Origin of the sequence: Streptomyces sp. NBC_00846 (assembly GCF_045207325.1) — a bacterium.
Taxonomy (GTDB): Bacteria; Actinomycetota; Actinomycetes; order Streptomycetales; family Streptomycetaceae; genus Streptomyces.
In genome coordinates this window covers 4,599,711-4,612,081 of sequence record NZ_CP108846.1, presented here as the reverse complement: position 1 = coordinate 4,612,081, position 12,371 = coordinate 4,599,711, and the positions used below count along the sequence as shown (strand labels likewise).

General features: G+C 70.0%; 13 protein-coding genes. 7 read left to right on the top strand and 6 right to left on the bottom strand.

The annotated features are described in order from the left end of the window. Nucleotides 1-302: 302 nt before the first annotated feature. Entirely contained in the window at nucleotides 303-1,565 is a 1,263-nt protein-coding gene (locus tag OG936_RS21425; RefSeq protein WP_406496696.1) for a nucleotide sugar dehydrogenase, read from the top strand. A 136-nt stretch (nucleotides 1,566-1,701) separates the two neighbouring features. Then, nucleotides 1,702-2,283, top strand: coding sequence for a hypothetical protein (locus OG936_RS21420; protein WP_406496695.1), 582 nt, complete (start codon nucleotides 1,702-1,704; stop codon nucleotides 2,281-2,283). 144 nt (nucleotides 2,284-2,427) lie between these two features. On the opposite strand, the gene OG936_RS21415 is transcribed toward OG936_RS21420, so the two are convergent. The 4 genes from OG936_RS21415 to OG936_RS21400 all read right to left on the bottom strand — a co-directional run bounded on the left by OG936_RS21415 (nucleotide 2,428) and on the right by OG936_RS21400 (nucleotide 6,923). Then, complete coding sequence (locus OG936_RS21415; RefSeq protein WP_148838755.1) at nucleotides 2,428-3,552, bottom strand: GuaB3 family IMP dehydrogenase-related protein; 1,125 nt, start codon at nucleotides 3,550-3,552, stop codon at nucleotides 2,428-2,430. Between the two features lie 140 nt (nucleotides 3,553-3,692). After that, nucleotides 3,693-5,198 (bottom strand): IMP dehydrogenase, encoded by a 1,506-nt coding sequence (guaB, locus tag OG936_RS21410; protein ID WP_383753183.1) that lies wholly within the window; start codon nucleotides 5,196-5,198, stop codon nucleotides 3,693-3,695. Nucleotides 5,199-5,438: 240 nt separating this feature from the next. Further along, a complete protein-coding gene (locus OG936_RS21405; protein WP_093893485.1) occupies nucleotides 5,439-6,014 on the bottom strand; it encodes a sigma-70 family RNA polymerase sigma factor in 576 nt (191 codons plus the stop codon). A gap of 297 nt (nucleotides 6,015-6,311) precedes the next feature. Next, on the bottom strand, nucleotides 6,312-6,923 hold the full coding sequence (locus tag OG936_RS21400; RefSeq protein WP_003948568.1) for a response regulator transcription factor: 612 nt from the start codon (nucleotides 6,921-6,923) through the stop codon (nucleotides 6,312-6,314). Between the two features lie 411 nt (nucleotides 6,924-7,334). Here OG936_RS21400 and OG936_RS21395 point away from each other — a divergent pair, with 411 nt between their 5' ends. Continuing rightward, nucleotides 7,335-7,670 (top strand): WhiB family transcriptional regulator, encoded by a 336-nt coding sequence (locus OG936_RS21395; protein ID WP_266748016.1) that lies wholly within the window; start codon nucleotides 7,335-7,337, stop codon nucleotides 7,668-7,670. Between the two features lie 85 nt (nucleotides 7,671-7,755). Here the strand turns inward: OG936_RS21395 and OG936_RS21390 are convergent, their stop codons facing one another. Beyond that, nucleotides 7,756-8,646 (bottom strand): LysR family transcriptional regulator, encoded by an 891-nt coding sequence (locus OG936_RS21390; protein WP_406496692.1) that lies wholly within the window; start codon nucleotides 8,644-8,646, stop codon nucleotides 7,756-7,758. 135 nt (nucleotides 8,647-8,781) lie between these two features. Here OG936_RS21390 and OG936_RS21385 point away from each other — a divergent pair, with 135 nt between their 5' ends. Further along, nucleotides 8,782-9,456: an MOSC domain-containing protein gene (locus OG936_RS21385; protein ID WP_406500541.1), complete on the top strand. Its 675-nt coding sequence runs from the start codon at nucleotides 8,782-8,784 to the stop codon at nucleotides 9,454-9,456. A 69-nt stretch (nucleotides 9,457-9,525) separates the two neighbouring features. Next, nucleotides 9,526-10,299 (top strand): SDR family NAD(P)-dependent oxidoreductase, encoded by a 774-nt coding sequence (locus OG936_RS21380; protein ID WP_406496690.1) that lies wholly within the window; start codon nucleotides 9,526-9,528, stop codon nucleotides 10,297-10,299. Between the two features lie 38 nt (nucleotides 10,300-10,337). Here the strand turns inward: OG936_RS21380 and OG936_RS21375 are convergent, their stop codons facing one another. Beyond that, nucleotides 10,338-10,613, bottom strand: a complete 276-nt coding sequence (locus OG936_RS21375) for a hypothetical protein (protein ID WP_406496689.1) — start codon at nucleotides 10,611-10,613, stop codon at nucleotides 10,338-10,340. Between the two features lie 27 nt (nucleotides 10,614-10,640). On the opposite strand from OG936_RS21375, the gene OG936_RS21370 reads away from it, so the two are divergent. Together OG936_RS21370 and OG936_RS21365 are read left to right on the top strand one after the other, a co-directional pair. Beyond that, a complete protein-coding gene (locus OG936_RS21370; RefSeq protein WP_406496687.1) occupies nucleotides 10,641-11,000 on the top strand; it encodes a hypothetical protein in 360 nt (119 codons plus the stop codon). A gap of 131 nt (nucleotides 11,001-11,131) precedes the next feature. Beyond that, the gene (locus OG936_RS21365; protein WP_406496686.1) at nucleotides 11,132-12,217 is read left to right on the top strand and encodes a substrate-binding domain-containing protein; all 1,086 of its coding nucleotides are present in this window, start codon (nucleotides 11,132-11,134) and stop codon (nucleotides 12,215-12,217) included. Nucleotides 12,218-12,371: the final 154 nt, after the last annotated feature.

Genomic DNA, 12,371 nt, shown 5'->3' with positions numbered 1-12,371 from the left:
CGCTGCCTCCCGGGTAGATCGGGGTGGTCCGGCACCGGGCGCGCCCCGACCGAGCGGTCGGACGCCCCGTACCCACCTCTCGATTCTGTCCGCCGTCCACGACTTCGGCCACCGCCTGTGGACAACACCAGGTCGGCGAGAGCCACACAATGCGACATATAGGTCATATTTACGCCTAGTCTGACATTGCGCTGTCCCCAGCGGTTGCGCTTTCCGCTCTCATGTGTCTTGGGACTGACCGGCAAATAGAGGGTGGCGCCCTCCATCTGTCGGTCGGTCCAAGGGAAGGACGGCCCATCCACATGCCCGCAGACCTCGCAGTCATCGGACTCGGCCACCTCGGCCTGCCCCTCGCCCAAGCCGCCGTCGCCGCCGGTGTCCAGACCGTCGGATACGACACCGACCCACGCGCCTACGCGGAACTCGCCGCGGGCCGCACCCCCGTCGAGGGATCACTCACCGCCTCGGACCTGCGCCGGATGCTCTCGGGGGGTTTCCGGCCCACCACCGACCCGGCCGAACTGGGCCGGATCCGTACCGCGGTGATCTGCGCGCCCACCCCTCTCGGCGCCGACCGCACCCTCGACCTCACCGCCGTCGGCGACGCGGCCCGCGCACTCGCCGCCCGGCTGCGCCCGCACACCACCGTCCTGCTGGAATCGGCCGTACAGCCCGGCACCACCGAGAGCTACGTACTGCCCCTCCTCGAAGAGGGCTCGGGGCTCCGCGCCGGCCGCGACTTCCACCTCGCCTACTCCCCCAGCCGCCTCGACCCCGGCAACAGGACCCACGTCTACGCCAACACCCCCAAGGTCATCGGCGGCCTCACCCCCGCCTGCACCGAATCCGCCGCCACCTTCTACGGCCGGCTCACCGACAAGGTCGTCCGGGCCCGCGGGCCGCGCGAGGCCGAGATGACCAAGGTCCTGGAGACCAACTTCCGGCACGTCAACATCGCCCTGGTCAACGAGATGGCGGTGCTCTGCCACGATCTCGGCGTCGACCTCTGGGACGTCATCCGGTGCGCCGAGACGAAGCCCTTCGGCTTCCAGCCGTTCCGTCCGGGCCCCGGCGTCGGCGGCCACGGCGCCCCCGTCGACCCGGGCTACCTTCCGTACAACAGCCGCACCCCCGGGCACCCCCTGCGGATGGTCTCGCTCGCCCAGGAGATCAACGACCGGATGCCGCAGTACGTGATCCAGCGCTGCGCCACCCTCCTGAACGAGCACGGCAAGTCGGTACGGGGCGCCCGGGTGCTGCTCCTCGGGGTCACCTACAAGCCGGACCTCGCCGACCAGGAGGCCTCCCCCGCCCGGGAGATCGGCGCCCGGCTGATGGACATGGGCGCCCAGATCGGCTACCACGACCCGCACGTCCTGGACTGGCGGGTCCGTGAACTCCCTGTCCCGCGCGCCGACTCGCTGTACGAGGCGGCATCGAGCGCGGACCTCACGGTGCTGCTCCAGCACCACCGCACGTACGACCTCCAGGGCCTCGCCGTGAAGGCCCAACTGCTCCTGGACACCCGGGGCGCGACCCCGGCGGGGGCCGCGCACCGGTTGTGAGAAGCGGGTTCCAAGGATTCAAGAGGGTCCCAAGGGTTCCCCCAAGGAATTTGGTGGGCGATGTCATAGGCGGCTGCTAGCCTGCGGCGTCACTTCTCGCACAGTCGTGCGCTTACGTCCCAGGGGGGACCCACCCATGAGCCAGCCCGTGCCGCCGAACCAGCCGCAGCAGCCGTACGACGCGCACCCCGGCGACGGCAACCCGTTCGCGGGCCAGCAGCCCGGCCAGCCCGGCGTCCCGACCGGCAACCCGTTCGCGGGCCAGCAGCCCGGCGTCCCGACCGGCGGCGCGCCGTTCGCCCCGGCGGCCCCCGCCCGCAACAACATCGGCCTCGGCCTGGCCGCCGCCGTCGTCGCGGCCCTCGTCGCCGCGGGCATCTACGGCGCGATCGTCGGCGCCACCAAGCACGAGATCGGCTACGCGGCCGTGGGTGTCGGCGCCGTCGTCGGCTTCGCCGCGGGCAAGGCCGGCGGCCGCAACCCCGCCCTGCCGGCCATCAGCGCCGTCCTCGCGCTGATCGGTGTCTACTTCGGCCAGCTGCTCGGCGAGGCCATCATCATCAGCAAGCAGCGCCCACTCTCCGTCAGCGAGATATTCCTCGACCACTTCAGCGACCTGAACAAGGTGTGGAAGGAAGACGCCAACGTGCTGGCCTTCGTCTTCATCGTGATCGCCGGAGTGGTCGCCTTCTCGGCCGCCCGCAAGGCGTCCGACTGATCACGACCGACTCGATCGAGGCCGACCGATCACGGCCGACGTGACCGAGGCCGACCGATCACGGCCTCGCCCGTGACACACGGGAGGGCCCGGACCGCACCCGCGCGCGGTCCGAGCCCTCCGTACGTCGCAGCCCGCTGTCGCTCAGCGGCTGTGCTGGGAGTCCGCCACCGTCACCTCGACGCGCTGGAACTCCTTGAGGTCGCTGTACCCCGTCGTCGCCATCGCGCGGCGCAGCGCACCGAAGATGTTCATCGAACCGTCGGGGGTGTGCGAAGGACCGGTGAGGACCTCCTCCGTCGTGCCGACCGATCCCAGGTCCACCAGCTTGCCGCGCGGCACGTCCTCGTGGACGGCCTCCATGCCCCAGTGCCGGCCGCGGCCAGGCGCGTCCGTCGCACGGGCCAGCGGGGAGCCCATCATCACGGCGTCCGCACCGCAGGCGATGGCCTTGGGCAGGTCGCCGGACCAGCCGACGCCGCCGTCCGCGATCACGTGCACGTACCGGCCACCGGACTCGTCCATGTAGTCGCGGCGGGCCCCGGCCACATCGGCGACCGCGGTCGCCATCGGGACCTGGATGCCGAAGACATTGCGCGTGGTGTGCGCGGCGCCACCGCCGAAACCGACGAGGACACCGGCCGCGCCGGTACGCATGAGGTGCAGGGCGGCGGTGTACGTGGCGCAGCCGCCGACGATCACCGGGACGTCCAGCTCGTAGATGAACTGCTTGAGGTTGAGCGGCTCGGCCGCACCCGAGACGTGCTCGGCGCTGACCGTCGTACCGCGGATGACGAAGATGTCCACGCCAGCGTCGACGACGGCCTTGGAGAACTGCGCGGTGCGCTGCGGGGAGAGCGCGGCGGCGGTGACGACACCGGAGTCGCGCACCTCCTTGATGCGCTGCCCGATCAGCTCCTCCTGGATCGGCGCGGAGTAGATCTCCTGAAGGCGGCGGGTCGCCGACTCGACGGGCATCTCGGCGATCTCGTCGAGCAGCGGCTGGGGGTCGGCGTGCCGGGTCCACAGGCCCTCGAGGTTGAGGACACCGAGGCCGCCCAGCTCACCGATGCGGATCGCGGTCTGCGGGGAGACCACGGAGTCCATGGGAGCCGCCAGGAACGGCAGCTCGAAACGGTAGGCGTCGATCTGCCAGGCGATCGAGACCTCCTTCGGGTCGCGGGTACGGCGGCTCGGAACGACGGCGATGTCGTCGAATGCGTACGCCCGGCGGCCGCGCTTGCCGCGCCCGATCTCGATCTCAGTCACGATGGTGTGGCCTTTCCCTCTACGTCTGCGCTGTCCAGTATCCCCGACACACGGCTGAGGGGCGGTCCCGGGAACCCCGGACACTGTTCGGTCAACAGTGTCCGGGAACCCCCGGGCCGCCCCTCGGCTGCGCTGATGCGTTACTTCCTGCTGTAGTTCGGCGCTTCGACCGTCATCTGGATGTCGTGCGGGTGGCTCTCCTTGAGGCCCGCCGAGGTGATCCGGACGAACCGGCCGTTGGCCTGGAGCTCCGGGACGGTGCGGCCGCCGACGTAGAACATCGACTGGCGCAGGCCGCCGACGAGCTGGTGGACGACCGCGGAGAGCGGGCCGCGGTAGGGGACCTGGCCCTCGATGCCCTCGGGGACCAGCTTCTCGTCGGAGGCGACGCCCTCCTGGAAGTAGCGGTCCTTGGAGAACGACTTGCGGTCGCCACGGGTCTGCATCGCGGCGAGCGAACCCATGCCGCGGTACGACTTGAACTGCTTGCCGTTGATGAAGAGCAGCTCGCCCGGGGACTCCTCGCAGCCCGCGAGCAGCGAGCCGAGCATCACGGTGTCCGCGCCGGCCACCAGGGCCTTGGCGATGTCGCCCGAGTACTGCAGGCCGCCGTCTCCGATGACCGGGACACCGGCCTCCTTGGCGGCGAGCGAGGCCTCGTAGATCGCGGTGACCTGCGGGACGCCGATGCCGGCGACGACGCGGGTGGTGCAGATGGAGCCGGGGCCCACGCCGACCTTGATGCCGTCGACGCCCGCGTCGATCAGCGACTGGGCGCCGTCACGGGTGGCGATGTTGCCGCCGATGACGTCGACACCGGAGGCGTTCGACTTGATCTTGGCGACCATGTCGCCGACCAGCCGGGAATGGCCGTGGGCGGTATCGACGACGATGAAGTCGACACCCGCCTCGATCAGTGCCTGGGCGCGCTCGAAGGCGTCGCCCGCGACACCGACGGCCGCGCCGACCAGCAGCCGGCCTTCCTTGTCCTTCGCGGCGTTCGGGTACTTCTCGGCCTTGACGAAGTCCTTGACGGTGATGAGGCCCTTGAGGACCCCCGAGTCGTCGACCAGCGGAAGCTTCTCGATCTTGTGGCGACGCAGCAGCTCCATGGCGTCCACGCCGGAGGTGCCGACCTTGCCGGTGACCAGCGGCATCGGCGTCATGACCTCGCGCACCTGGCGCGTACGGTCCGGCTCGAAGGCCATGTCACGGTTGGTGACGATGCCGAGCAGCTTGCCCGCGGCGTCGGTGACCGGGACACCGCTGATACGGAACTTGGCACACAGCTCGTCGGCGTCGCGCAGCGTCGCGTCCGGGTGCACCGTGATCGGGTCGGTCACCATGCCGGACTCGGAGCGCTTCACCAGGTCGACCTGGTTGGCCTGGTCGGCGATGGAGAGGTTGCGGTGCAGCACACCGACGCCGCCCTGCCGGGCCATGGCGATCGCCATGCGGGCCTCGGTGACCTTGTCCATCGCGGCGGAGAGCAGCGGGATGTTCACCCGCACGTTCTTGGAGATGTACGAGGAGGTATCGATCTGATCGGGCGCCATGTCGGACGCGCCGGGCAGCAGCAGCACGTCGTCGTATGTCAGCCCGAGCGTCGCGAATTTCTCGGGCACTCCGTCGACGTTTGCAGTCATGACACCTTCCCCAAATGGCCTTGATCGGTGCGGATGTCCATGCTAACGGCCTCCGGGGGTGTCTCATTCCACGAGCAAGATCAACCAGAGGTTCTGTAGCTTCGTACAGACGGGACGGCCGGCGTCGTACAGCGTCGGACAGACGGCTCGCACGGACGCGGACAGGCGGCTCGGGCGGACCGAACAGCCGGTTCGCACGGTCCCGGGCAGCCGGCTCACACGCTCCCGGAAGGGCCCCGCTCACTGCTCCGCGAGGGCCCGCAGCCTGCTCAGCGCCCGGTGCTGGGCGACCCGGACCGCGCCCGGCGACATGCCCAGCATCTGCCCGGTCTCCTCCGCGGTCAGGCCGACCGCGACCCGCAGAACCAGCAGCTCGCGCTGGTTGTCCGGGAGATTGGCGAGAAGTTTCTTGGCCCAGGCGGCATCGCTGCTGAGCAGCGCGCGCTCCTCGGGCCCGAGCGAATCGTCCGGCCGCTCGGGCATCTCGTCGGAGGGCACGGCCGTCGATCCCGGGTGCCGCATCGCGGCGCGCTGGAGGTCGGCGACCTTGTGGCCCGCGATGGCGAAGACGAAGGCTTCGAAGGGTCTGCCGGTGTCCTTGTAGCGCGGCAGCGCCATCAGCACCGCGACACAGACCTCCTGCGCCAGGTCCTCCACGAAGTGACGGGCATCACCGGGCAGCCGGTTCAGCCGGGACCTGCAGTAGCGCAGCGCGAGGGGGTGGACATGCGCCAGCAGATCATGCGTGGCCTGCGCGTCCCCCTCGACAGCACGGTGCACCAGTGCACCGATCACCGTCGTCTCGTCGTCGCGCATCGGACCATGGTGCCTCGGAGCCGCGTCTTTCGCTCCGCCGCGTCCGTAGTTGTGCACTGAAGCGTTATGAGCGGGTGCGCCGGAAGTCATGTCCTGCGCCCTCCCCTTCCGCTCGACCGAATCGTCCCCGAGGAACTCCACATCTCAAGGATGCGGCATCGGCCGGGAAGCGTCACATGCCGCGGGCGTGAAAGGCACCACCGGCGGGGTGGGGCTCGCGCCACGCACCCCCGTCACATCGCCCCGTCCGCCGGTGTGCGGACGGGGAATCGATCGACTGCCGGCCATGGCCGTCCCTCAGCGGACCAGGCCCCAGCGGAAGCCGAGCGCCACGGCGTGCGCCCGGTCCGAGGCGCCGAGTTTCTTGAACAGACGCCTGGCGTGCGTCTTCACCGTGTCCTCGGAGAGGAACAGTTCACGGCCGATCTCGGCGTTCGAGCGGCCGTGACTCATTCCTTCGAGCACCTGGATCTCCCGCGCAGTGAGCGTCGGCGCCGCACCCATCTCGGCCGACCGCAGCCGGCGCGGGGCGAGCCGCCACGTCGGATCGGCCAGCGCCTGGGTCACGGTGGCCCGCAACTCCGCGCGGGAGGCGTCCTTGTGTAGATAGCCGCGGGCGCCGGCGGCGACCGCGAGCGCGACGCCGTCCAGGTCCTCGGCGACGGTCAGCATGATGATCCTGGCGCCGGGGTCGGCGGAGAGCAGCCGCCGGACCGTCTCCACACCCCCCAGACCGGGCATGCGTACGTCCATCAGAATCAGATCCGAACGGTCGGCGCCCCAGCGGCGGAGGACTTCCTCGCCGTTGGCCGCCGTCGTCACACGCTCGACGCCGGGCACGGTCGCGACCGCGCGACGGAGCGCTTCTCGGGCAAGCGGGGAGTCGTCGCAGACGAGGACGGATGTCATGACCGTCCTCCGCAGCTGATGCGCGTCACCTTGAGCCTCCAGGCTGTTACAAGTCGTCACCTGAGCGGTTGACGCTCTCGGACATCTGCCCGATCGCTTTTTCTGTCAACCGCCCCCGCCCTCTCAACGATGGTCACTCGAAAGAGTTACGGGTCGGACGGCCGGATTCGGCACTCTACGTGAGGACTCGCACACGGAGGAGAGCGGCACGACTCATCCAACGGTCAACGGAAATTTCATATAAACTTATGCCCCATTTAGCGGGTTTTCTTCCCTTTTACTGGTGTCTGTGGCTAGATTCGCAATCAGTCATATTTACATCTACTTACACCGTAGATGCAATGTCATGAGCACGGTCACAAATGGATGACAACGACGATTCCGACTCAGCATGGTTTGAGGGGACAAGCAATGGCAGATTTCTCCCGCCTTCCCGGACCCAACGCCGATCTGTGGGACTGGCAACTGCTGGCGGCCTGCCGCGGGGTCGACAGCTCGCTGTTCTTCCACCCGGAGGGTGAACGCGGGGCGGCTCGGAGCGCCCGCGAGAACTCGGCAAAAGAGGTCTGCATGCGATGCCCGGTGCGCGCCGAGTGTGCGGCACACGCGCTGGCCGTACGAGAGCCCTACGGAGTGTGGGGCGGACTGACCGAGGACGAGCGCGAGGAGCTCATGGGACGGGCCCGTAATCGCCTGATCGCGGCAGCGGCGCCGTCGGGCGTTCCGTCCCCGTCGGGGCACGGCTGAACCCGCCCCGTCCGTACGCCAATAGAAAAACGTTTTTGCGCTTCACCCGGCCACCGAAGGAGGCCGGGTCACAGGCAGGCCCCGGTCAGCGGGCGGCTGCCAGGGACAGCTGGTCCAGAGTGGCCGCCACCGCCGGTACCTGAGCCAGGTCCGGCAGGGTGAGGGCGACGATCTCGCGCTCGATGGCCGGTTCCACCGCGACGGTACGGGCCCGCTTGGGGCGCACCGACTCGATCGCCAGCTCCGGCAGTACGGCCACCCCCAGTCCGGCGCCGACCAGGCCGACGACCGCCGGGTAGTCGTCGGTGGCGAAGTCGATCCGGGGCGTGAAGCCGGACTCCTCGCAGACCTCCACCAGCTGGCGACGGCAGCGCGGGCAGCCCGCGATCCACGGCTCCTCGGCCAGTTCGGCGACGGCGACGGCGTCCGCACCTGCCAGCCGGTGCCCCTCGGGGACCAGGCCGATCAGCCGGTCGGTGAGCAGCGGGCGTACGACCAGGTCGTCCCACTCGGTGCCGGAGGCGCCGTAGCGGAACGCCAGCGCGATGTCGCAGTCGCCCTCGCGCAGCATCTCGACGGAGCGCGGCGGTTCGGCCTCGACCAGGGAGACCCGGGTGCCGGGGTGGGCCGCGCGCAGCGCCGCGAGGGCGCCGGGGACCAGGGTGGAGCTGCCGCTGGGGAACGAGACGAGCCGGACGCGGCCGGCCCGCAGCCCGGCGATCGCAGCGACCTCCTCCTCGGCGGCGACGAGCCCGGCGAGGATGCCGGAGGCATGGCGGACGAGCGCCTCGCCCGCCTGGGTGAGGCGCATCTCGCGTCCCGTGCGGATCAGCAGCGTCGTTCCCGCGGAGGCCTCCAGGGCCTTCATCTGCTGGCTGACCGCGGGCTGGGTACAGCCCAGTTCACGGGCGGCGGCGGAGAACGAGCCGGTGGCGGCGACGGCACGCAGGACACGGAGATGACGGGCTTCGATCACCCTTCAACCATAAGCCGCTCTTGGATTGGGTGCGAATTGTTGGCAGGCACCTTTGAGGGTGGGGTGGTTAGCGTTCTCCGCATGAAGCCGACCGAGTCGATGGAGCCGACGAAGCCGATGGAGCCGATGAAACCGATGAAGCTGTTGACCGTGAACGCCGGGCGGCCGAAGGTCGTCGAGTACACCGACGCCGCCGGCGGCGTGACCGGGATCGGCAAGCAGCCGGTCGACGGCACCGTACGCGTCACCGATCCCGGCCCCAAGGGCACCGGGGGCAGTGGCCTGGCCGGGGACGCGGTGTGCGATCTGCGTCATCACGGCGGCTCCGACCAGGCCGTGTACGCCTTCGCCCGCGAGGACCTCGACGACTGGGAGCGGGTGCTCGGACGCCCGCTCGCCAATGGTGCGTTCGGCGAGAACCTGACAACCACTGGTCTCGACGTGAACGGCGCGAGGGTCGGCGAGCGCTGGCGGATCGGCCCCGATCTGGTGCTGGAGGTCGCGTCGAGCCGGATTCCGTGCCGTACGTTCGCCGGTCATCTCGACGAGAAGGGCTGGGTCCGGCGGTTCACGCAGGCGGCCGCCCCGGGGGCGTACCTGCGGGTGATCGAGCCGGGTGAGATCCGCTCCGGCGACCCGGTCGAGATCGTGCACCGGCCCGGCCACGACGTCACCGTGCGGCTGGACTTCCAGGCGTCGACGACGCGAAGGGAACTGCTCCCGAAGCTGCTCGCGGCGGGCGAAGCGCTGCACCCCGAGTCGCTGCGTGCCGCGCTGAAGTATGTGGGGGAGGAGGCCGCGCGCGAGTGATCGCGGTGGTCCGCGGGGCGACGGTGCCTGTCCGTTCGCGGCCGGCGGACAGGCACTAACGTGCCGCGTATGACGACTGCACTGATTACGGGCGCGACCGCGGGTATCGGGGCCGCCTTCGCGCGGCGGCTGGCGGCCGACGGGCACAACCTGGTGCTGGTGGCCCGGGACACCGAGCGGCTGCGCGAGCAGGCGACCGAACTGCACGACCGGCACGGCATCGAAGCCGAGGTGCTGACGGCCGATCTGTCACAGGACAAGGGGATCGCCGCGGTCGAGAACCGGTTGACGGATCGTCACCAGCCGGTCGATCTGCTGGTCAACAACGCCGGGTTCGGCAACAGGGGCAGCTACCTGGATGTGCCCATGGCCGATGAGCTGAACATGCTGAAGGTGCACTGCGAGGCGGTGCTGCGGCTGACCTCGGCGGCCGCGGCCGGGATGCGCGAGCGCGGGCGGGGCGGGGTCGTCAACGTGGCCTCGGTGGCAGCGTTCGTGCCGCGCGGGACGTACGGCGCGTCCAAGGCGTGGGTCGTGCAGTTCACCCAGGGCGCGGCGAAGGACCTGGCCGGTTCGGGGGTGCGGCTGATGGCACTGTGCCCCGGTTTCGTACGGACGGAGTTCCATCAGCGGGCCGGGATGGGGACCGGCAGCATTCCGGGCTGGATGTGGCTCGATGCGGACAAGCTGGTGGCGACGGCCCTGGCGGACCTGGCACGCGGCAAGTCCCTCTCCGTCCCGGACCCGCGGTACAAGGTGCTGATGGGGCTCGTGAAGGTGACGCCGCGCGGCCTGCTCGGAGGGGTCACCTCCAAGACAGGCCGCAAGTACGGTCCTCAATGAGCAATCGGTCGACGGGTGCGCGGCTGCCGGGTGCGCGGTCAGTGCACCCCGTGGCCCGCGTAGGCGCCGATGTTGGGGGCGCCGGGCGTCAGCTTCTTGCCGAAGTAGTCCCTGCCCCCGTTGTTCTCGATGACGGCTCCGGCGGCCAGGGCGGGCGAGCCCGCGCCGAGCCTGCAGTCCGCGCGGAGCTTCGGGTCGGCCGTGATGCCACCGGGGTCGGGGCGGGTCATCTCGATGCCGTAGAAGGCGTTGTGGTCGAAGGAGAGCCCGGGCGTCGGGTTCTTGAAGGCGTAGCCGCCGGTGCCCTCGCTCACGAAGATGTTGTTCCGGATGGACAGTTCGTGCTGGGTGGTGGCGGGGCTGTTGGCGTCGTCCTGGACGAGATAGCCGGGGATCTGCTCCTTGTTCTGGAAGGTGTTGTTGTGGATCTTCGTGTCGAGGATCGGGCCCCAGCAGTTCTGGATCAGGCGGGCGCCGTCGTTGCGGCTGACGTTGTAGCGGGCGACGGTGCCGATGGTCTTGGCGCCGCTGTACGGGCAGATCAGCAGGAAGCCGCCCTTGTTGTCGTGGCTGTAGTCAGGCCGGCGGCGGCCGTCAGGGCCGCCAGCGTCGCAGCGGTGGCGCGATGTCTCACAATTCCTCCGTACGAACAGTCAGGGACGGGACGAGTCGGCATCGCCGGAATCCTGGACTCGGATTGATCGAACGTCAATGCATTGCATTTGAATGATCGAAATTCCCATCGTTCGATCACGTTGGTCTAGGGTCGGACCACGGCCCCGGCGCCGGCCGGACCGGGGGCCGGGCCACACACTGCGAGGGGACTGCTGCCGTGCGCGAAAGTGCTGCTGAACGTCATGACCGCCTGCTGGGGCTGGTACGGGAGCGGGGTTCGGCCCGGGTCTCGGATCTCGCCTCCCAGCTGGGGGTCTCCCCCGTCACGGTGCGCCGGGACGTGGAGGAGCTGGCCGGCCGGGGCCTGCTCGACCGGGTCCACGGCTCGGTGTCCTGGCCGCCGGGCGCCGCCTCCGCCGCGGGGCCCGGCGGCAGCGGCAGCGGCCTGGTTCTCGGCATGCTCGCGCCCTCGTCGACGTACTACTTCTCCGAGGTCATCCGCGGGGCCCACGAGGCGGCCGCCGGGGCGGGTGCCCGGCTGATCCTGCGGATCTCCGACTACCGGCCGCAGGAGGACCAGGCCCGCACCGAGGGGCTGCTCTCCGCGGGTGCCGAGGGGCTGCTGATCGCACCGGGCTGGCAGCACCCCGGCGACCCCGCCGCGTTCGGCGACTGGATCGCCTCACTGCCCGTGCCGACCGTCCTGCTGGAGCGCAGGCCCACCGCCGGCTCCCCGCTGGACGGCCTGGACCGGGTCTGCTCGGACCACGCGCACGGGGTGCTGCTCGCCGTACGCCACCTGGTGGATCTCGGGCACGGGGCGCCGCTCCTGATGGCCCGGGCGGACTCGCCGACCGCCCTAGCGGTGCGGTCCGGGTACGCGGAGGCCCTGGCCGTGCTCGGCCTGCGCGCGCCGCAGGACGTGATCGAGTCCGTACCGGCCGAACTCGCTCCGGACACGTTCGACCAGGCCGTGCGGGCGCTGCGCGAGGCGGTCCACTCGGGCGTGGCGACGGCGGCGCTGATCCACAACGACGTGGACGCGATCCAGGTCGTGCAGCGCCTTGCCGAGCTGGGCGTACGGGTGCCGGACGATCTGGCGCTGATCGCCTACGACGACGAGGTGGCGGCTCTCGCGGACACCCCGCTCACGGCGGTGGCACCACCCAAGCGCGACGTGGGCCGCCACGCGACGGAACTGCTGATGGAGCGGCTCGGCCAGAGCGGGGGCGCACCACGGCGCCATCTGATGCTGCTGCCGCAGCTGCGGGTCCGGGACTCGTGCGGAGCGCCCCTCTCGTAGGCGTCGCAGGCGTAGCGCGCACCCCGCGTTCCCTCACACACGGCGTCCCACACACTTCCGTACGCAACTTTTCTGATCTTTTTTCGATCAATCACTCTTTCGCTCTTGACTTCGGTCACGGCTGGTCCAAAGATCACGGCGAACGCCAATGTCG